Annotated in this window: 24 protein-coding genes and 1 pseudogene; all 25 read left to right on the forward strand. The window is 61.3% G+C overall.

Translation table 11 applies throughout. The features are described 5' to 3' along the window. A pseudogene (locus ACUTR7_RS24820) lies at positions 1–291 on the forward strand (hypothetical protein); the annotation flags it as partial. Then, positions 288–839 (forward strand): hypothetical protein, encoded by a 552-nt coding sequence (locus ACUTR7_RS24825; protein ID WP_445610047.1) that lies wholly within the window; start codon positions 288–290, stop codon positions 837–839. The pseudogene ACUTR7_RS24820 and the gene ACUTR7_RS24825, both read left to right, overlap by 4 nt. Next, positions 836–1,822 carry a hypothetical protein gene (locus ACUTR7_RS24830; protein ID WP_445610048.1) on the forward strand — a complete coding sequence of 329 codons (987 nt, stop codon included), beginning with the start codon at positions 836–838 and terminating at the stop codon, positions 1,820–1,822. The genes ACUTR7_RS24825 and ACUTR7_RS24830 overlap by 4 nt, the downstream gene beginning before the upstream one ends. After that, positions 1,819–2,181 carry a head-tail connector protein gene (locus ACUTR7_RS24835; protein WP_445610049.1) on the forward strand — a complete coding sequence of 121 codons (363 nt, stop codon included), beginning with the start codon at positions 1,819–1,821 and terminating at the stop codon, positions 2,179–2,181. The genes ACUTR7_RS24830 and ACUTR7_RS24835 overlap by 4 nt, the downstream gene beginning before the upstream one ends. Then, positions 2,181–2,561, forward strand: coding sequence for a phage head closure protein (locus ACUTR7_RS24840; protein ID WP_445610050.1), 381 nt, complete (start codon positions 2,181–2,183; stop codon positions 2,559–2,561). Before ACUTR7_RS24835 ends, ACUTR7_RS24840 begins: the two co-directional genes overlap by 1 nt. After that, on the forward strand, positions 2,558–3,097 hold the full coding sequence (locus tag ACUTR7_RS24845; protein WP_445610051.1) for a hypothetical protein: 540 nt from the start codon (positions 2,558–2,560) through the stop codon (positions 3,095–3,097). Before ACUTR7_RS24840 ends, ACUTR7_RS24845 begins: the two co-directional genes overlap by 4 nt. A 439-nt stretch (positions 3,098–3,536) precedes the next feature. Further along, on the forward strand, positions 3,537–3,761 hold the full coding sequence (locus ACUTR7_RS24850; RefSeq protein WP_445610052.1) for a hypothetical protein: 225 nt from the start codon (positions 3,537–3,539) through the stop codon (positions 3,759–3,761). Continuing rightward, positions 3,758–4,597: a hypothetical protein gene (locus ACUTR7_RS24855; RefSeq protein ID WP_445610053.1), complete on the forward strand. Its 840-nt coding sequence runs from the start codon at positions 3,758–3,760 to the stop codon at positions 4,595–4,597. The genes ACUTR7_RS24850 and ACUTR7_RS24855 overlap by 4 nt, the downstream gene beginning before the upstream one ends. Continuing rightward, positions 4,579–5,343, forward strand: coding sequence for a hypothetical protein (locus ACUTR7_RS24860; protein ID WP_445610054.1), 765 nt, complete (start codon positions 4,579–4,581; stop codon positions 5,341–5,343). Before ACUTR7_RS24855 ends, ACUTR7_RS24860 begins: the two co-directional genes overlap by 19 nt. Continuing rightward, positions 5,313–5,840, forward strand: a complete 528-nt coding sequence (locus ACUTR7_RS24865; protein WP_445610055.1) for a class I SAM-dependent methyltransferase — start codon at positions 5,313–5,315, stop codon at positions 5,838–5,840. The genes ACUTR7_RS24860 and ACUTR7_RS24865 overlap by 31 nt, the downstream gene beginning before the upstream one ends. Next, positions 5,837–6,511, forward strand: a complete 675-nt coding sequence (locus ACUTR7_RS24870; RefSeq protein WP_445610056.1) for a glycosyltransferase — start codon at positions 5,837–5,839, stop codon at positions 6,509–6,511. The genes ACUTR7_RS24865 and ACUTR7_RS24870 overlap by 4 nt, the downstream gene beginning before the upstream one ends. Beyond that, complete coding sequence (locus ACUTR7_RS24875; RefSeq protein ID WP_445610057.1) at positions 6,501–6,977, forward strand: HK97-gp10 family putative phage morphogenesis protein; 477 nt, start codon at positions 6,501–6,503, stop codon at positions 6,975–6,977. The genes ACUTR7_RS24870 and ACUTR7_RS24875 overlap by 11 nt, the downstream gene beginning before the upstream one ends. Next, positions 6,974–7,354: a DUF3168 domain-containing protein gene (locus ACUTR7_RS24880; protein WP_445610058.1), complete on the forward strand. Its 381-nt coding sequence runs from the start codon at positions 6,974–6,976 to the stop codon at positions 7,352–7,354. Before ACUTR7_RS24875 ends, ACUTR7_RS24880 begins: the two co-directional genes overlap by 4 nt. 170 nt (positions 7,355–7,524) lie before the next feature. Beyond that, complete coding sequence (locus ACUTR7_RS24885; protein WP_445610059.1) at positions 7,525–8,298, forward strand: KilA-N domain-containing protein; 774 nt, start codon at positions 7,525–7,527, stop codon at positions 8,296–8,298. Further along, entirely contained in the window at positions 8,298–8,570 is a 273-nt protein-coding gene (locus tag ACUTR7_RS24890; protein ID WP_445610060.1) for a hypothetical protein, read from the forward strand. Before ACUTR7_RS24885 ends, ACUTR7_RS24890 begins: the two co-directional genes overlap by 1 nt. Positions 8,571–8,656: 86 nt before the next feature. Further along, positions 8,657–9,151 carry a phage tail tube protein gene (locus tag ACUTR7_RS24895; protein WP_445610061.1) on the forward strand — a complete coding sequence of 165 codons (495 nt, stop codon included), beginning with the start codon at positions 8,657–8,659 and terminating at the stop codon, positions 9,149–9,151. Positions 9,152–9,154: 3 nt separating this feature from the next. Then, the gene (locus ACUTR7_RS24900; RefSeq protein WP_445610062.1) at positions 9,155–9,577 is read left to right on the forward strand and encodes a phage tail assembly chaperone family protein, TAC; all 423 of its coding nucleotides are present in this window, start codon (positions 9,155–9,157) and stop codon (positions 9,575–9,577) included. Between the two features lie 86 nt (positions 9,578–9,663). Next, the gene (locus ACUTR7_RS24905) at positions 9,664–9,876 is read left to right on the forward strand and encodes a hypothetical protein (RefSeq protein ID WP_445610063.1); all 213 of its coding nucleotides are present in this window, start codon (positions 9,664–9,666) and stop codon (positions 9,874–9,876) included. Between the two features lie 39 nt (positions 9,877–9,915). Beyond that, entirely contained in the window at positions 9,916–12,525 is a 2,610-nt protein-coding gene (locus ACUTR7_RS24910; protein ID WP_445610064.1) for a phage tail length tape measure family protein, read from the forward strand. Then, the gene (locus tag ACUTR7_RS24915) at positions 12,525–13,145 is read left to right on the forward strand and encodes a DUF2460 domain-containing protein (protein WP_445610065.1); all 621 of its coding nucleotides are present in this window, start codon (positions 12,525–12,527) and stop codon (positions 13,143–13,145) included. Before ACUTR7_RS24910 ends, ACUTR7_RS24915 begins: the two co-directional genes overlap by 1 nt. Further along, complete coding sequence (locus tag ACUTR7_RS24920; RefSeq protein WP_445610066.1) at positions 13,145–14,092, forward strand: DUF2163 domain-containing protein; 948 nt, start codon at positions 13,145–13,147, stop codon at positions 14,090–14,092. The genes ACUTR7_RS24915 and ACUTR7_RS24920 overlap by 1 nt, the downstream gene beginning before the upstream one ends. Then, positions 14,089–14,499 (forward strand): C40 family peptidase, encoded by a 411-nt coding sequence (locus ACUTR7_RS24925; RefSeq protein WP_445610067.1) that lies wholly within the window; start codon positions 14,089–14,091, stop codon positions 14,497–14,499. Before ACUTR7_RS24920 ends, ACUTR7_RS24925 begins: the two co-directional genes overlap by 4 nt. Then, complete coding sequence (locus ACUTR7_RS24930; protein ID WP_445610068.1) at positions 14,499–18,599, forward strand: phage tail protein; 4,101 nt, start codon at positions 14,499–14,501, stop codon at positions 18,597–18,599. Before ACUTR7_RS24925 ends, ACUTR7_RS24930 begins: the two co-directional genes overlap by 1 nt. Then, positions 18,596–19,297 (forward strand): DUF2793 domain-containing protein, encoded by a 702-nt coding sequence (locus tag ACUTR7_RS24935; RefSeq protein WP_445610069.1) that lies wholly within the window; start codon positions 18,596–18,598, stop codon positions 19,295–19,297. Before ACUTR7_RS24930 ends, ACUTR7_RS24935 begins: the two co-directional genes overlap by 4 nt. Continuing rightward, positions 19,294–19,980, forward strand: coding sequence for a LamG-like jellyroll fold domain-containing protein (locus tag ACUTR7_RS24940; RefSeq protein WP_445610070.1), 687 nt, complete (start codon positions 19,294–19,296; stop codon positions 19,978–19,980). Before ACUTR7_RS24935 ends, ACUTR7_RS24940 begins: the two co-directional genes overlap by 4 nt.

Here is a 19,980-nt window from a genome sequence, read left to right on the forward strand (position 1 = left end):
ACGGCGCAAATCATTGGCAACGCCCCATCCTTTGCAAACCTCGATAACGGATACCTCGACATCACACTTGTGGCGTTCACTCTTACTGGGTCGCGAACTTTTTCGTCGGCGTTTATCTACGCTGGATCTCTTAGCTACGCACGTGTCGTTCTCCCAACATTCACGGGTTCCGCAACCGGTTCACGTTTCGCCACTGTGGGCAATTCGATGATCAACGTGAATGGCGCGGGGGACAGCTTCCTACCAGGCAATGCGGCGGGGACTAGGGCCAGCGGGGGTGAATACGCATGATCAGCTACCAGTTGTCGAGCGAAGCGGGGCACGTATTTCGCTGGCGCGATGGCGTGCGAGCAACCATCCCATTGGTCGATGCCCCAGGACTGCCGTCCAATCCCGATGCCGTCGAATACCGCGCCTGGCTCGCAGCCGGAGGCGTGCCGCTACCTGCCGAGCTGTGGTCGGCAGCCGAGATCGCGGCGGGAATGCGCGGGGCTCTGGCCGCAGAGTACCGGCGCCGCATGCAAGTCATCGCCGCAGGTTACCCGCTGAGCGAGCGCGAATCATGGTCTGTGCAGACGGAAGAGGCGAGGGAACTGGAAGCTGATACGGCGGCGTCCACGCCCTGGATCAATGCAGCCGCTGCCGCGCGTGGGCTTGACCGCCTGGTGCTGGCCAAGCGCATCCTGGCGAAAGACGCGAAGTATCGCCAGATCCACGGAGAACTCACAGGAACACGCCAGCGCATCGAAGACCAGATAGATGCTCTCGCTGGGGATGCGGAAGCACTTTCAAAAATTGACGTGACGGTCGGATGGCCGTCATTTGAGGAAGACGCATGAACATCAAAGCCGTCACAGACGCACTGTTGGAGGTCTTGAGGCCATTTTCCGATCGCATCAAGGCTCTCGAAGATGCCAAGCCACGCGATGGAGTGGATGGGAAAGATGGCGTGGATGGATTGCCTGGCCGTGACGGAGCAGACGGAGCTCCCGGCCGCGATGGCGCAGATGGCAAGGATGGCGCTCCTGGTGCAGATGGCAGAGATGGAGCGCCCGGGGAAAAGGGTGCCGATGGCCGCGACGGAATTGATGGTGCACCGGGTAAAGATGGCGAGCGCGGCGTAGATGGCGCCAATGGCGTTGACGGCGCACCCGGGAGAGACGGGGTAGATGGCGCTCCTGGCCGAGACGGGCAAGACGGGGCGCCTGGGAAGGATGGAGAGCGCGGACCTGAAGGCCCCCTGGGAAAAGATGGCGTCAATGGTCGAGACGGCGTCGATGGAAAAGACGGCAAGGACGGAATCGACGGGAAAGATGGGGAACCAGGGCGTGATGGCCGTGATGGGATGAAGGGTGATCCGGGGCGAGACGCTCTACAACTGGAGATCAACCCCGCGATTGACCCTGAAAAATCCTATCCGCGCGGCACCTACGCCAAGCACCTGGGCGGCCTGTGGCGCAGCTTCGAGGCTACGACCGGCATGAAGGGCTGGGAATGCATCGTGGAAGGCGTGGCGGGCATGGAAGTCAATCATGACGGGCGCAAGTTTGCCGTCACTACTCGCCTGTCCAGCGGCGTGCAATTCATCAAGGAAGTCTCGCTGCCTGTGGTCATCGACAAGGGCATCTTCCGCGATGGAGAAGCCTACGAGGCTGGAGACGGCGTAACTTGGGCGGGATCGTTCTGGATCGCCCAGAAGGATTCCAAGGCCAAGCCGGACACTTCAGACAGCGGCTGGCGCCTTGCAGTCAAGCGTGGGCGTGATGGCAAGGATGGGCGCAACGGCATCGACAAGACCGCACCAGTGAGGATCCAAGCATGATGCTCGTCACGCTGGCGCAGGCGCGCGACCACATCCGCAGCGACACCGATGCGGACGATGCGGATCTGACGCTGAAGATCGAGGCTGCGAGCTCCATGGTCGTCAGCTACCTAGGCTCATTTCTGGAACTTGACTCTGAGGGAGAACCATTCCAGGACAGCCAGGGAGAACTCATAGGTTTGAAGGATCGCCACAAGAGGCGCTTGCAGATGGCGACGTTGCTGCAAGTGGCATTCTTGTACCGGGAACGTGATGGATCTCAGGAGCATGCAGTGCCATCTCAGTATGGCTACGGGTATGGGCTTTGCCTTGGCGCCCTTACTCAGCTCTACGATCTCAGAAAGCCAACGGTGGCCTGATGGCGCTCGAATCTGGAAAGCTGCGGCATCGTATCCGCATTGAGGCATATGCCGAGCAACGCGACAGCAATGGAGAGGTGATCCAGAACCAGGAGACTGGTGAAGTGCTGATGGCCTGGCAGGAGCTGGCTACTGTCTGGGCGGCAGTCGAGCCACTGTCAGCGCGCGAATTCATCCAGTCGTCTGCCACGCAATCCCAGGTCACGGCGCGGATCACCATCCGCCAGCGCGATGACCTGCTGCCTTCGATGAGGTTGGTCCATGTGCGCAGTGCGCGCCCAGAAGTGTTCTACAACCCGCATGCATTCCTTGAAGACAAGGAATCTGGCCTGGAATACATGACGATCCCTTGCTCGCGTGGGGTCGGCGAAGGGCAATGACCTGGGTGGTACTGGCAACAGGCCCGAGCATGTCTCAGGAATTGGCCGAGTCGGTGCGTGGCCGCGGCTTTGTGGTTGCAGTGAGCGACGCCTACAGGCTTGCGCCGTGGGCTGATGCCGTGGTTTCTACCGATGCGGCATGGTGGGCGCATCACCCTGGAGCAAAAGAGCTGGCAGGGCGGAAATTCACAGCTGCGCCGGCGCACCAGAAGATCGAAGGCGTGGAACGCTTGACGGTGGCCAGCAGCACGAATTCTGGGCTTCTGGGGGTCATGGCGGCGGTGCACATGGGGGCAAAGCGAGTCCTGCTGTGCGGCTTCGACATGCGCGCGCCAGGCCAACATTTTTTCGGGCTCCATCCGAGGCCGCTGAAGACGACAACAACGGAGCGGATGGAGATATTCAAGAAGCAGTTTCGAGCCTATCGGCCGGCAGGGGTGGAGATCATCAACTGCACGTCAGGCTCACATCTGCTGGCATATCCGTTCGGCGACCTTGAAGACTGCTTGGCTCAATCTCCGGTACTCGATACCTGAACGCATCCAGGCGTTTCGACTGGGCCTGGAGCGGCATGGATACGAGGTCCGCCACGGGATCAGCCAGAACCCAGGCGCGCGCGATGTGCTTGTGACCTGGAACAGGGTTGGTCAGGTTGACCAGATTGCTTGCAGATATGGTCAGGTTCTGGTTGCTGAGAACGCGGCGTGGGGCAACGGCCTAGCCGGCAGACGATGGATGTCCCTAGCGCGCGACAGGCACAACACTGCTGGGATGTTCCCGCTGGGTGGCGCCGAGCGGTGGGATTCGCTGGGGGTTGAGCTACAGCCCTGGCGATCAGAAGGTGAAACAGTCCTGCTTCCGCAGCGTGGCATCGGTAGCGCTCCGACCGCTATGCCGCGAGATTGGCTGGTTGGCGCTCAGGCGAGGTTCCCGGGCCGCGTGCGACGTCACCCAGGGCGTGGCGCTGCGAAGCCTTTGGAAGAGGATCTGGCGCATTGCGGTCGTGTTGTGACCTGGGGTAGCGGAGCCGCTGTGCAGGCGCTGATGTGGGGTATCCCGGTGGTTTCCGAAATGCCTAACTGGATCGGCGCTCAGGACAACACGGACGCTGGTCGGCTGGAGATGTTCAGGCAGATCGCGTGGGCGCAGTGGACATTGGAAGAGGTCGCGGCCGGCGTGCCGTTCGAAAGGCTGCTGTGAGGATTCTGTTCACCGGCAAGGGCACATCGGGCAGCTGGCAAATCCGAGGCGTCCAGATGGCCCAGGCTCTGGGTGCAGTGGCCACGCCGTTGGCGACGCTGGAGCAGTGTGCTGCAGCGGATGTGATCGTGGCCGTGAAACGCATCCCCGACCAGTTGCTGGCGACGATCCGCAGAAGCGCTAAGCCGTGGGCCTGGGACTGTGTGGATGCCTACCCTCAACCTGCATGCTCAGGCTGGGGTCGAGAACAGTCCATGCGCTGGCTGCGTGCCGAGGTGGAGCGGCTCAAGCCTGATCTGGTGATCTGGCCGAACGCGCGCATGCAAGAGGATGCGGGGCATGGCGAGGTGATCTACCACCATCATCGTCCTGGCATCGAGATCAACCCCATCCGTGATCGGATCGAGGTGATCGGATACGAGGGAAGCGAGAAATTCGTTCAGAGCTGGCGCCCGGCCATTGAAGCCGAGTGCCGGCGCATCGGCGCGCGGTTCGTGGTCAACCCGCCGCAGCTTGCTGATGTGGATGTGGTACTGGCACTGCGCGGAGACGGCTGGAACGGCTACCCGCAGGCCAGATGGAAGTCGAATGTGAAGCTTGCCAATGCCCACGGCTCGGGAGCGCCATTCATCGGCGCGCCAGAGGATGGCTACACCGAGACAGCTTGTGGCGCCGAGTACTGGGCCACCAATGTGGAGCAACTGAGGATGTCCCTGGAATGGCTGGCGCCGAGAGAAACGCGGGCAGAGGTGCAGAGCAGATTCCTGCGCGCCGCGTTGCCCATCGAGAAAGCCGTGAAACGATATGAAGAGGTGCTGTGCGCGCTGAGATCCTGACCGACCCGAGCATGTGCGCAATGGGCGCCAGGATGCTGCAGGCGATGATCGCCGCGGCTCCTATCCCGATAACGATCGGAACGGTATACCGAGGCGACTCGGATCTCCTGATGACCTACGGCATGGGCCACTTGGTGCGGCGCAAATGGTGGATGGAGCACCTGCGAAAAGGGGGCCATTGCATCGGCTGGGATCTGGGGTACTGGGGTAGAGCACACGGCGCTATGCGTGTGAGCATTGACCATGACCACCCCCAGGCGTGGCTCCGGAGCGAGTCGGCCGAGCGCTGGGATTCCCAGGGCATCCAGCTGCGAAGCGATGCGCGAAAGGGACCTGTGCTTGTAGTCGGCCTGGGTTTGAAAAGCTCCAAGGCCCTAGGCCTGCGACACGGCGACTGGGAGCGCCAGACCATCCAGAAGCTGCGCCGAGAAGGGCGTGCAGTGCTGTTCCGGCCGAAGAAAGAGCGCGATGCCATCGGTGGCGTCAAGACTTCAACCGGGCCGATTGAAAAGGCGCTGCAGGGCATCTCTCTGGTGGTCTGCAGACACTCGAACGTTGCTGTGGACGCCTGCATCGCTGGAGTGCCTGTGCGCTGCGAAGACGGGGCAGCCATGGCGCTCTACCAGAACAACCCCAACCCGACAGAACACGAACGGCGCCAATTTCTCAGGTCTCTGGCCTGGTGGAACTGGCGCCCTGATGAAGCGAGTGAAGCATGGAAATACCTTCTGGGCAGATTAAGCTGAACATCGGTTGCGGCGGGCGCAAGCTCCCTGGCTATCTCGGGGTGGACGCGGTTGCAGATCGCACGGCTGCGGACATCGTGGCGCGTGCCGATGTGATTGATATGGCTGATGGCACGGTCTCGGAGATCATCGCTATCCACCTGTTCGAGCACTTCTACCGCTTCGAGTGCGACGCCGTGATCAAGGAATGGTGGCGACTGCTCGTCAAAGGTGGTCGCCTGGTGCTGGAGCTGCCCGACCTCAAGAAGTGCTGCGAGAACATCCTGAATGGCCGCCATGTTCCGGGTAAGGACCCCGACCAGTTGGGCATGTGGGGACTTTTCGGCGATCCGCGTGGCGGTGACCCGTTCATGGCTCACCGCTGGGGCTGGACTCCTGAGAGCCTGACGGCATTTCTGAAGGAGCATGGCTTCATCAAGATCAAGCAGGCGCCCACGCAATTTCATCCTGCCGGGCGCGCACACCGAGACATGCGGATTGAGGCGGTGAAAGCATGATCCATCTTTTTTGCGGGTTTGACCCGCGCGAATCGGTAGGTTTCCACACATTCGTGTCCAGCGTGCTCAAGCGCGCCAGTCAGCCGGTATCCATCGTCCCTCTGTCCACCATGGGGCTGCCAGAGGGAACCAACAATTTCACGATCTCTCGCTTCCTCGTGCCACACCTCATGGGCTATGCGGGCCGCGCGATCTTCGTGGACGCCTGCGACATGATCTGCCTGGGCGATGTGGCCGAGCTGGACGCTGAATTCGATGAGACGAAGGCTGTGCAGGTCGTCAAGCACCCCGTCTACCAGAGCCAACACGCCCGAAAGTATGTCGGCACCGATATGGAGTGCGACCAGTCGAACTACCCACGCAAGAACTGGGCAAGCGTGATGCTCTTCAACTGTGGGCATGCTGCTTGGTGGCATACCACGCCGGCCGCTCTCGCAAAAGCGTCGGCGCTGGAACTGCTGACGTTCGCGGACCTGGATGATGCCGACATCGGGGAGTTGCCGGCCGAGTGGAACGTGATGGTGGACGAAGGCCAGGACGATGCCGGCGCAAAGATCCTCCACTGGACAGCGGGCATCCCAACGTTCCGCCACTACCGCAACGCGCGCCGCTCCATCGACTGGTTCGAGGAGCACAAAGCGATCAGCAGGGGGATGCAAGATGGTCGTTGAGTTCTCCATCCTAGGCCTGGACCCCATTCTGGAAAAGATGCGGTCTATCCCTGTGGAGCTTCGCAAGAAGCCCGGCCGCTCGGCGTTGGGATCTGCGGCGCGTGTGGTTGCCAATGCGGCTAAGCAAAACGCCCTCTCCATTGACGATGCAGAGACTGGCCGCAGGATCGCGGACAACGTGACGCAGCGCTTCCGGTCGAGGTATTTCAAGCAGACCGGGGATCTGAAGATCAGCGTCGGTGTCGGGACTGAGAAGGGCCGGATTCCAAAGGGCAACCCGGACACAGGAGCCAAGGGCAACACCCCGCACTGGCACCTTGTCGAGCTTGGCACGGAAAAGATGCGCGCCGAGCCCTACCTGCAGCCGGCGCTTGAGCAGAACATCGGAAAGGCCACAGACACCTTTGTGACCCAACTCGATTTGCAACTGGACAAGATCATCAAGAAGCAGGGTGGAGCAACATGACACCGCCTATCTTCTCTGCCGTCAATGTCCCGCCTGTGCAGGCGCTCCTGAAGTCTGGGGCAGGCCCGCTGCGCTTCTACCTGTTCGGCATGGCGCCTCAGGACGTGACCTATCCCTATGCCGTCTGGCGGCAGGTTTCCGGCACGCCAGAGAACTACATCAGCGACCGTCCAGATGTGGACAGCTTCACTCTTCAGGTCGAGGTCTACGCGAATCCATCGCAGGGATCTGCAGTGACCCGAAGCATTGCGAACGCTCTGGCCACGGCCATCGAAGGCCACGCGCACGTCACGGCCTGGCTCGGAGAGAGCCGAGACCCGGACACCAAAAATTACGTCTCCCGATTCCAGCTTGACTGGTGGGTGAACAGGACCTAGCAGGCACAGACCTGCAACCAACTAGACCGCCCGAGAGGCGGTTTTCTTTTGCCCATAGCCCGCTGGTCGCGGGCCTTTGTGTTTCTGCACCAGCTAGGCTGATCCCCGAAAAGTGGCGTAACTGACCCCTAGCGCCGCCTGCTGGTGCCCCTTAAAACTAGGGGTGGGGTATGACGATGAACAGCATCATCAAGCAAGATTTCGAAGGCCATCTTTACAGCTTCAACGAAGCTGGATGGTTCAATGCCACCGAGGCGGCAAAGCGTTTCAACCGCAAGCCTTCCCATTGGCTGGAGTTGCCCGGCACGGCCGGCTACATAGCCGCCCTGGCCAAGGCGCTTGGGTTTGATGCCGGAAAATCCGGCATCAAAGGCGACAGGGAGCGCGGAGAGCTTGTGCGCACGTCCAAGGTACGCGGACAGGCCGGAACGTGGCTACATCCGAAACTGGCCGTGGCCTTTGCGCGCTGGCTGTCGGATGACTTCGGCGTCTGGTGCGACCTTCAGATCGACGCCATCATCCGCAGCGGTATCCGCGCCGAGGGCAATGCCAATCTGCTGCCGCTGCTCCTGCGTGACTCAGCCGGCGTCTGGGAGCTGCGCTTCAAGCCTGAGTACTACCAGGCCCTGGCCAAGCTCACTGGCACGATCTACACCGGCCACGCCGGTGGTACTTGCCCGCTCTACGGCCAGATCACTGACCGCTGGGTCTACGGTTGCCTGCTGCCCGAAGAGGTCCACGCCGAACTCAAGGCTCGACGCAGCGAGTCCCAGAAGATGCACCAGTGGCTTACGGAAGGCGGTCAGACCCTGCTGGACCAGCAGATCAACCTGGTGCAGAGCATCGCCAACACCTCCGCTGACCGGCGCGACTTCGAGGCGCGAATGATGCTCATCTCTGGCCGGCGCGGCCAACTCGGCTTCGTCTACCCGAAGGCCGCCTGATGCGCGCCGACATGGAAGCTGTGGCTGCAGCAGCCATCGCCTGGAACCGCGCGCGCCTGCAGCGCATCACCGCGGCAAAGGCTGTGCCGGCCGGCGCCCTCTGCTACACGGCTGAGGAACACACGATGAGGCTGGCCAAGCAGGCCGAAGCCAGGGCAAAAGCCCAACTGCGCAAGATGTGCGCGAAGGCAGATCCCACCTGTGTGGTGCTGGAAACCGAGGCTCGTTCTCCAAAGCCGCGCCTGCCTTCAGCTGACATCATCGATATCTGAGCCCGCCCAGAGCGGGCTTTTTTTATTCCCGATTCCCCACCAACCGGCCGCTCTGCGGCTTTTTTTTCGTCCGAAAGGAAATCAAGATGAGCGTTAAGACCCAGGGGACCGACCTGTTCGGAATTGACCCCGAAACCAATGCAATCCTGGATGTCGGCTGTGTCACTGCTATCGATGGCGTGGATTCCACCCGGGACCAGATCGAGACCACGTGTCTGAACAGTGGAGACCGTGAATATGAGGCCGGCCTTGGAACGCCTGGCACGGCGACGTTCACCATCAACATCGATCCCAGCAACCCTGTGCATGTGCGTCTGTACGAGCTCAAGCAGAAGGGCCTGACCATGAAGTGGGCCATTGGCTGGGGCGACGGCCCGCGCAACGCTGATGGCACCATCACCATGCCGCCGACCGGCGTGGACAGCGATGGCGACTTCATCCTGCCAGATGGCCGCTCCTGGCTCACCTTCCAAGGATACCTGTCGAGTTTCCCATTCAGCTTCGCGCTGAACGCCGTGGTGACCTCTGCCGTCGGCATCCAGATCAGCGGATCTCAGGTCCTGATCCCGAAGGTCGCGTAATCCATGGCCGAAAAGCTGAAAGGACTGGCGGCCCTGAAAGCCGCTGGAGCGATCCGCTCCAACGAGCCGGTGGCGGAAGTGGTGAAGTGGACGAATCGCGCAGGCGAGGAGTTCGAGTTCGAGGTGCACTTTGCGCAACTCGACTTCGGCACGGCCATGGACATGCAATCCGACGAGAACCAGGACCGCAAGGCCGCCTTCATTGGCCGCGTGGTGCTGGTTGAGGACGAGGCCGGCGCGCTGGTGCCGCTGGGCGCCGAGAACGCGCGCCGGCTCGATCCGCGACTCGGGTTCGCCCTGGTGAGCGCATTCAACCGCTTGAACTCGGTTGAGCCAAAAAACTCACAGCCGCCGACGAGTTCCTCTGCGAACTCGTCCGAGGAGGAATCGGCGGCGACTCCCTCGCAGAAGCCAGAGGGCGCCTGAGCGTCAACGAGGTTGGCGTCTGGTCCGCGTACCGCCAGTTGCGCGGTCCGCTGGATCTTGGCATGCGCCTGGAGTATCTGTTCGCCATGTCCGACTACCGCATGCACGGGTTGATTCGGATGCTGGCGCAGGTGCTTGGAGGCAAGCCGGAAGAGATGCCGCCTTTCTCTCAATTCATCAGGTTCCACGACATCCAAGAGCCCGCAGCGGAGCTTGAGGCAATCGCCAAAAAGCTCGGTGTGCCCTATGAGGTGCGTGAGAACAAGCACAGCAAGCGGGCCAGGCCCAAGGCAAGTTGACCAGCCACCTCCGGGTGGCTTTTTCATGGGTAACGCACTATGGCATCACGCAGCCTGGGCACACTTACGCTCGACCTGATTGCGAAAATCGGCGGCTTCACGGCCGGCCTGACGCAAGCCGAGCGCGAGGCCGACAAAAAGGCCAAAGCCATCGCCGCGAAGGCGAAGCAGATCCAAAAGGAATGGGATGCTGTCGGCAAGGCCATCGGCGGCGCCATTGCTGCCATCGGCATTGGCAGCATCTTCGCGAAGTTCATCGATGAGTCGCGCAACGCTCAGAACGAGCAGGCGCAGCTAGCGGCAGTCATCAAGTCAACAGGCCAGGCTGCCGGCTACTCTGCCCAACAACTGAACGACATGGCCGCGGCCATTGCCGGGAAGAGCATCTTCGCCGAAGGTGACATCAATCGTGCCCAGACGCGCCTGCTGAGCTACACCAACGTCGTCGGCGAGCAGTTCCCAGAGGCTTTGCAGGCCGCCATTGACATGGCAACGCGCCTGGGCATGACGGTGGAGCAGGCCGCCGAGACGGTGGGTAAGGCTCTGGACGTTCCGGCCGAGGGTCTGACCGCTCTATCCAAGCAGGGATTCAGGTTCACTGAAGACCAGAAGAAGCTGGTGGCCAGCCTGCAAGACACGGGTCGCACGGCAGAGGCCCAGAAGATCATCCTGGACTCGCTGAAGTCTTCCTATGGCGGCGCTGCAGAGGCTGCGCGCAACACATTCGGCGGCGCAATTGCTGGTCTGCAAAACCAGCTCAACTCGCTCATGACGGGCGACGATGGCAGCCTGGAAGGCGCAACCAAGGCCATCAACGATTTGACTGATGTGCTGGGCTCCAGCGAGACCAAGCAGGCCTTCGCAACGTTCCTCACAGGCCTTGCAAACATCATAAAGCTGCTGGCCGAAGGTACTACGGCTTTCATCAATTTCGGCAAATTTGCTGGTGAGTCGATTGGTCGCGCGCTACACGGATCAGATGACACCATAGAGAGGACAGACGCGCGCATCAAGGAGCTTACGACAGATATAGATAATCTGAATAAGGAAATAGCAAAGCCTAGGAACTTCAAATCAGGCAATGGCTACTCAAGTGTTGATGATCTTAAATCGGAGCGCGATAAGCTAAAAAAAGAGCTAAACATCCTGATTGCAGACAGAAACAGCATTGTGGATATGAGGCTCAACCCAGGAGCAACACCCACATCTACGAGCACCCTGCCCAAGCCCGGGCGCGTAGCCGTCAAGAAAACTGGAAGCGACGACGACACCAAGAAACTGCTTGAAAACGAGTTGAAGGAATTCCAGCGCATCATCACGGCGCAGACGGGCCTTATGGCAGACCGCAACCGGATGCTGGACCTGTACAACAGCCAGGGCCTCATCTCGATAAAGGATTACTACGACGCTCAGCGCGCGATCATTGATGAGTCCACGGACGCCCAGGTCAAGGCCTATGACGCCCAGATCAAGGCCCTTAGGGACTACCAGGCCAACGCATCCAAGAAGACTGACCGTGCAGAAGCCGAATGGAAGATCAACGACCTTTTGGACAAGCGCAGGAAGCTGCTCCAGGACTCTGGCCTTGCCCAGATCGAGCTGGACATCAAGCAGGAGCAGTCCGCAAAGGATCTTGAGGACTCGCTGAAAAAGGTCAACGCTCAGTTGTTGGAGTTGCGCGGACAGACCGCAGAGGCTGCCGCCATCAACTTCGATATGGCGAACGAGAAACTTCAGGACTTGTTCAAAGCAAATAACAGCGAAGAGGGGCAAAAAGCGCTGGCAACACTGAGAGAAAGTGTCATAGCTCAAGCTCAGTTGAACAAAGTTACCGGGGATTTCGCTCGGATCATGGGCGACCTGCAAATTGCAGAGCAGAGAATAAATATAGATCGTGAATCTGGCGTATTTGGTGAAATTGGTGCATTGCAGAGAATTGGCGAGGCTAGGCGAGAGAAGCTTGTGCTTTTGGATGAAGAGCTTAAGAAGCTAGAATCCCTTCGGACAATGGTTGTTCTTACTCCTGAGCAAGAGCAAGCAATTGAACGCCTTAAAGTTCAAATTAAGGACCTAAGAGCATCTGCTGATCCAATAGCAAATAAAGTTAATTCAGAGATATCTGATGCGACTGGTCGGTTTTTCTCAGATATAGCCAGTGGAGCAAAAAGCGCAAAGGATGCTTTTAAGGACTTGGGAGATTCTATCTTTCAAACATTCAACAAAATAATCGCACAGAAGTTGGGAGAATCCCTTTTCGAATCTCTTTTCACCAGTTCTTCATCTGGCGGAAGCATAGGTAGTTGGTTTTCCGGTTTGATAGGAACTAATGGAGGAAAGTCGTCCGGAGGCGGATTCCTCGACTTTCTCGGCGGCCTGTTCGGCGGCTTCCGCGCCAACGGCGGCCCCGTCCAGGCCGGCAAGTTCTACGAAGTGAACGAGAACGAAAACGAGCTTTTCACCCAGGGTGGCCGGACCTTCCTGATGTCGTCCGGTGGGGGGCGCGTGGACCCGATTCGCGGCGGCATGGGCGGCGGCTTCAACCAGGTCAATAACTTCACAGTGCAGGGGCGAATGGACCGTAGGACGCAGAACCAACTGGCCGATGAGACCAGGCGCCGCACAAACACTGCAGTAGCGAGGCTTAGCTGATGGCATACCTTGACGCATACCTTCAGCCGTGCCCTGGCTTTGGCTGGCAGGGCGGTCCTGAGTTCAACACTCGGATCGTTGATCTGGCCAGCGGGCGGGAGCGGCGCAATGCGGAATGGGCGCAAGCTCGCCACAAGTACGAGGCTCCGTTCAACAACATCTCGCGCGATGCGTATCGGAACGTGAAGCAGATGCACCTGGTCTGCAAAGGCCGGCTGCACTGCTTCCGCTTCCGCGACGAGTTGGACTACTCGGCGGCCAATGACGTGTTCGGCTTCGGTGATGGCGTTGCCACAGATTTCCAGTTGGGCAAGGTCTCGACCATCGACGGTATCAGCTACGACCGCGAGTGCTTTGCCATCTTGGCCGGTGCATCCGTGACGGTCGATGGCGCGGCTTCATCGCCCGCTATTGACCTGCTGCGCGGCATCGTGACCTTCGCATCTGCGCCGGCCGATGGAGCAGTGCTGCGCTGGTCTGGAGAGTTCGACGTGTGGGTGCGCTTTGACCAGGACTACCTGCCGTTCAGCATTGACAACAGTGATGGCGGAGACCGGCGCTATATCAACGGAAGCATCACGCTGCTGGAAGTGCCGCCACCAGAGCCGGAGGGAACCTGATGCCCCGAGTGATACCCATTGCCCTCCAGCAGCATCTGGACCAAGACGCCACTACCGTCTGCCTTTGCGTCCGCATTGAACCAGCCGCACCAGGCTATGCGCCGGTCGGCGTGACAACGCTGGACCGAGACCTGATCGTAGAACTGGACGGCGACAGCAACGGCTCAGGGCTGCTGACCTACCGCGCTGCCATTGGCCTGAACTCCAGCGCGCGCGTCTCGTCCAGTGATATGTCCGTGGACAACGCCGAGGGCACAAGCCTTGTGCCGGAGTTCGACGTGCCGGTGAGCGAAAGCGAATTGATCGCCGGCGCCTACGACTATGCCAAGTGGACGAGCTACCTGGTCAACTTCGAAGACACCACGCAGTTCGTGGAGTTGGCGCGCGGAGAGCTGGGCCAGGTGCGCGTGCTGCAGGGCATGTCGTTCACCTTCGAGATGCTCGGCATGACCAAGCGTCTCAAGCAGACTATCGTAGAGAAGGACTCCCTACGCTGCCGCGCGATCTTTGGCAGCCAGCCGCTGGGCACGCCGGGCGCGGAGGTCACGCAGCGGTTTCCCTGCGGTCGCGAGGTTGCAGGCCTGTTTGTTGGCTCACATGTTGTTGAGCCGGGCGAGGAAAACACCGTCAGCTTCAGCACTGCGCTGTCGGAGCCGGACGGCTATTTCAAGCCCGGCATGCTGAGGTGGGTGACTGGCGCCAACGCTGGCCGCGTGTACGAGGTCGAGGAGCACAAGGATGGCGTGCTGTCGCTCACCTTTGCCTCCATGTTCCCGGTCCAGGCCGGCGATCAGTTCTTTGTGCGTCCCGACTGCACGAAGTGGAAGGACGGCCCCAACGGCTGCAAGACCTGGTTTGGTGCGAACTGGGTTTTGCACTACCGGGGCGAGCCCTACATCCCGGTCGGCGACACCGGCCAGGTCAACGCACCAGGGGCCAGCATATGAGCGCGCTCGTTGACTCTGCCCGCAAGTACCTGGGCGTGCCATTCCGCCATCGCGGCCGCACGGCATCAGGCCTGGATTGCGCCGGTCTCGGATGGATCGCATACCGCGACCTCGGCATTGAGCTGCCCGACGTGCGGGCATATGGCCGCGAACCGTTCAAGAACGGGCTCATGGAAGGCCTGCGCGCGGCCCTGGGAGATCCCGTTGAAGACGGCCCACTGCCTGGCGATGTAGTCGTCATGCGCTTTGACAAAGACCCGCACCATGTCGCCCTGATCGCCAAGGCGCCGTATGCGGACGAATTGACCCTGATCCACGCCGACAGCATGCATGGCCGTGTCGTAGAGCACCGTCTGTCTGATGACTGGCGCGCGCGGATCGTCGCTGTGTACCGGAGGACGGTGTAATGGCACGTCTTGCATTGGCCGTTGGCGGCGCTGTTGCCGGCTTTATTGTTGGCGGCCCCGCAGGCGCTCAGGTCGGATGGATGGCCGGCAGCATCGCAGGCAGTCTCATCCCGCAGACAGTGCGCGGCCCAAGCATCGAGGAAGCCGGCACCCAAACAACCGCTGAGGGTGCTCCGCGCGCCATCGTGTACGGCACGGCAATGGTCTCGGGCAACGTCATCGACGCCGGCCGCACGCGCAAGATCACGCGCAAGGAGCGCCAGGGTAAAGGCGGGGCCTCCGTTGAGACCGAGGCGCTGCTGCGTACCTACGCCGTGCGGATCTGCGAAGGCCCCATCGCGGCCGTGTTGATGGCAAAGAAGGACGGGAAGATCGTCTACGACATTCGCCCAGGAGCAGACTTCGAGGCCGATAGCACCAAATTTCTGACCGGCTGCCGCATCTATCTGGGCGACGAGGAACAAATGCCCGACCCGGACCTGGAAGCCATCAGGGGTGTGGGCGAAGTGCCGGCGCACCGGGGCAGCGCGTACATCGTGTTCATTGATGACGATGTGACAGACCGGCGCGGCTCTGTCCCTCAGTACGAGTTCGTCGTGGCGCGCAAAGTGTCGCAATCGGGTGGAAGTCTGGTGGCTGGGCCTGAGCTGGCGTCGCCAACGACCTGGATTGACGTGGATGCTGACGGCCTGCCCTATGCAATAACGGGCCGGGAGCAGCTGATACCTGGCCTGGACGAGGTGCGCGTGGGCGGCGCGCTCACGATCACGAAATGGGAGAAGGAGTTCAGCGACCCAACGGAATTCAGTTGGGTAAATGCCGGGGACTCCGCGGGCTCTGACCGGCTGTGGGTCATGGCTGCCAGAGACAATGGAATTGCCGTATCGTACGACGGCAATAACGGGCTGCTGAAGCTCATCAACAATGGAGGAATCTTGGGCTATGTCGCGCCAGATGCCTCCGCACCGCCGCCGTGGTACTTCAACGAGCCTGGCTACTCATCCCCAGACCGTCGCGGCGCTATGGTCTGGATGACGGACTCAGCCTGGTACATCGGGATTCGGCAGACATCGGTGGCCCGCTGGAATCGGGTCTGCAAATTTGGCTATGAGCCCAGCACCGAGGAGGCCCGGAGCCTGCCATCCGCAACGATCTTTGACGTCAATGCCGATCCGGAAGCGGACGAAGACTTTGCCCTCCACCTGAGCCGTCAGGGCAAGCTGCGCATCCTGAACCGCGCCCCATCCCTGCGCCGCTACTCGCAAAACTTGGTGTGGGAGGCCGACGAAATCGTGCCTGCAGAAGTTGCGGGCATCACTGCGCTGGCATTTGGCGCTGATGATGAGCGTGACTTGCTGCTGGTGCTCACGGCCGCCACTCCAACTGCATCCCTGCTCAGGATGTTCCGGTTGTCTTCCGGCGAGCTGCTGGCGACACATGAGGTTGCGGGAGCGCCAACGGCATTCAGTCGCATCGTTTTTTCCTCTACGGACGCATACATCCAGTACGGGCTGAGCCTCTACCGCCTTGGGCTGGGGTCGAGCCAGGGTGAACCTGAGCTGCTGTCGGAGATCGTGGCCGATATCCACGCGCGCTGCGGTATCCCGGCCGCCGACTATGACGTGACAGAGTTGACCGACAGCGTGGACGGACTGGTGTTGGCCAGCGCGGGCTACTCTGGCGCAGACGCCATCGGAACTCTGCGTGTGCCGTACTTTTTCGACCTGGCGGAATGGGGCGGCAAGATGCGCTACATCAAGCGCGGCAAGCCTTCCGTGGCCACCATCGTGCTGGATGACCTGGTGGAGGAGCCAGACGAAAGCGAGCGGCAGGCCCAGATCGAGTACCCGCGCAAGATGCACCTGACGTACCAGTCGGCGGCCGTCAACTACGAGACGGCCCAGGCGACGAGCGAGCGCGGATCTCCGGATGTACGCGTCACGGGCGAAGCCTCTCTGCAGGTCCCCGTTGTGCTCACGCCGGCGCGTGCTGCAGAGATGACGGCCATGCTGCACAAAGTCAGTTGGACAGAGGCAGATGGGGAGGTCAAATTTGCCGTTCCCGACAGCTGGCTGCGGCTGGTGCCATCCGACTGCGTGGCGTTGCAGCTGCGCGGCACCTCGCGCCGGCTGCGGATTGACGGCATCGAGATGTCGGGCGGCATCATGCAGCTCACCACCCATGTGGACCGGCAGAGCGCATATGCATCGACAACAGGATATGTGCCGCTGCCCACGCCAACGCCCCCGGCGTCCGGTGTTGTGGGAGACAGCGTGCTTGCGGTGCTCGACGTGCCCACACTGCGAGACGATGACGATGCGCTCTACTACTACGCTGCCGCCACGGGCGAGCGCGATGCATGGCGCGGTGCGCAACTGCAGCGCAGCATGGACGGAGGTGCGTCGTATGTCGATGCGCTGGGGCTGGACTTTGCTGCGACTCTGGGGCGCCTCGCATCGGCCGTGCCCGCTGCGTCACCTTGGTACACCGACCGCACCAATGTCATCGAGGTAGACCTGATCCGCCCAGGGGACAGCCTGGACAGCGTGACCGATGCGCAGTTTTTGCAGCGTGCTGGCGCCATCGCCTTGCAGCTGCCGGATGGATCGTGGGAGGTTGCGCAGTACCGGGATGCCGTGCACGTCAGCGGCGCGCGCTGGCAGCTGTCAACGCTGCACCGTGGCCAGCTCAACACGCCTGCAGCCGAGCATGCGGCTGGCGCGCTGCTGGTGTTGCTGGATGACGTGAGCCGCGTAACTGCGCAGTCTGCGTGGCTGCAGCGCGTGCTCACGCATCGCGCGCCGAGCTACGGGGGCACTGTTGAGAGTGCTGTTCCCCAGATGATGACCTACGCGGGCCGCGCACAAAGGGAGTGGCCTGTGGCGTCGTTGCGCCTTGTCGCCAGTGGCGGTCCGGTGGGCGGCAGCATCGTTGCCAGCTGGGCGCCTCGGCACCGGCTTGGCACCGATGTTTCGCCAGTGGCCAGCCAGCATTTCCGGGGCTTCCGGGTGTACGCGACCGACATTGGTGGCCAGTCGATGACAGCCGATGTGACGGCTCAGACACACACCCTGCAGCTGAGCGCGATGACCTGGCCGATACGGGTGCATGTCGCGGCCGTCAATGCGGTCACGGGCACAGGCCCCTGGCGCTGGGTCAGCACGGACGGAACAGCAGGGGACGGCGACGGCCCGCCAGAGGAAGAGCAGCCGGGTGGCGAGACACCCATCGGCGATGGCACGTTCCAGCGTGGAATTGCGATGTACGGCGCGGCGCGTGCCGGGGCCTATGGCCAGTTGATGGGCGGCGACTTGTTTGCAGCACAGAACTCGGGAGCAAGCTGGCAGCTATTCAAGCTCCGTGCGGACACTCTTGAGGTGGTGAGGGCGGCCTATGCCGGACCATTCCTCTTCACGCTCATCAACGATGGGACGAGTCTCTACGGCGGAAGCGACGGGCTGGTGCGCAAATGGGACGCGGACCTCAATGAAGTGGCTCAAATGCGCGTGGGTGGTACAGGTGATGCCCAGGGATTGGCGCTGTCAGGCGGCAGCCTATGGGTTTCAGTGCCATATGAGCCGGCTCTCAAAAAACTGGAACCAGCCACGCTGGCTGTGCAGGCAACAGTGACCGGCCTGCGGATCAACAGCCTGGTGTCCGATGGCTCATATCTGTACGGTGCGAGTCGGGCAGACAACTGCATATACAAGCTCGATGGGTCTACTGGAGCGCTTGTGGCGACCTTCCCGACTGCAGGCTACCCGGCGGATCTCGTGTTCCACGGCGGCAAGCTCTGGGTAATTTGCCTTCACGACCTGCCGGTGCGTCTCTACAAGCACGACGCCGGCACGGGTGCGAAAGAGGCATTTGAGCTGGAAGTGACATCGACGCCAGGTCGGCTGGCTATTGCGGGCGATGTTTTGGGTGTTGGCGGCCGCGTGAGCTTCGCAATCGACACCCTGACGGATTCCGTGATCGGCAGTTTCTCGATACCGCTGGACAACCCAAATCAGGTGCAGCCACCCACTGCATCGCTCATCACGCCCACGCGATTCGTCGCGGGGGGACTTGACTGGACTGCTTACTACGACTTGATATGAGCACACCTATCTTGCCTTTCGCCGTGTGGGAGGCTGGCACCAACCAGGCCTCCATACCAGCCAACGACAATGCCCTGCGTTCCGAGATCCTCGCGGGCCGGATCATCAGCAAGACAACGACCGCCCAGCCGGCCGGCGTGGAGGGCGCGATCTACATCATCCCGGCCGGAGCTACGGGGGCGATGTGGGCCACCTTCACTGCCGGCGATCTCGCCCTCTTTCGCGGCGGCACCTGGTACGCGTTCGCACCCGTGACGGGCCTCGTCGTGCACATGCTCGGCAGTCTGCAGCAGTGGACCGGCTCGGCCTGGGAAGAGATGGCCGGCGGCGGTGGTGGGGCGCTGCAGAGCATCTGTGTTGCAGCCAGCGACGAGACCACCGCGCTGACCGTGGGTGCTGGGAAAGTGACGTTCCGCATGCCCTACGCATTCGCGCTTTCCGGCGTGCGCGCATCGCTGACCACGGCCCAGGCCAGCGGCTCGTTGCTCACTGTGGATATCAACGAGTCAGGGGCGTCGATCCTCTCGACAAAGCTGACCATCGACAACACCGAAAAGACCAGCACCACCGCCGCCGCGCCCCCGGTCATCAGCGACGTCAACCTTGCGGATGATGCCGAGATCACGATCGACATCGACCAGGTGGGAGACGGTAGCGCAAAAGGCCTGAAGGTCTACCTGATCGGAGAGCCGGCATGAAACGCCATCTTCAGCGCGGGTTCTTGCTCAACCCATACCGATTCGGTGGCGGGGGCGGCGGCACGGACCCGCTTTATTCGCATGTCGCGCTGCATGTCGTCGGCAACGGCGTGAGCATCAGCGACGTGTCGCAAAACGGCATTGCTCTGGACGTTGGCGCTGGCGTTGGCCAGTCCAGCGCGGATCTGCCTGGGGGCATGGTTTTCAACGGCGCGGCCGATTCCCGCATCAAGACGCCTGCGTCCGCGCTGCTGTCGCTCGGCTCGGGGGATTTTTGCATTGATGGTTTTCTGCGCACAACGGTTACCGGGTCGCACCAGACGATCCTTGATACACGCGGCAGCAGCGTGCAGGGGATCGGGCTCTATGCCGGTGAGACAGGGAAATTTCTGTACACGAATAACTCGATCTCGCTCATCGACAGCAGTGTCAATTTCCCGCTGACTGCATTTCATTGGGCTGTGGAGCGAGTGAGTGGAGTCGTGACGGTCTATCTCAACGGCGCGGCCCGAGGCTCTGCTACAGACTCGCGAACGCTCGGTGCGTTGCCCGAATATGTGATCGGCCAGAACTACATCGGCAGTCAGCCACTGACCGGAACGGCATCCGACATACGGGTGACGCTGGTGGCGCGGTTCATGGGGAACTTCACCCCGCCCACGCCGCCTCTGCCGACATCTTGA

The organism is Delftia sp. NA_296.1, from assembly GCF_052692095.1.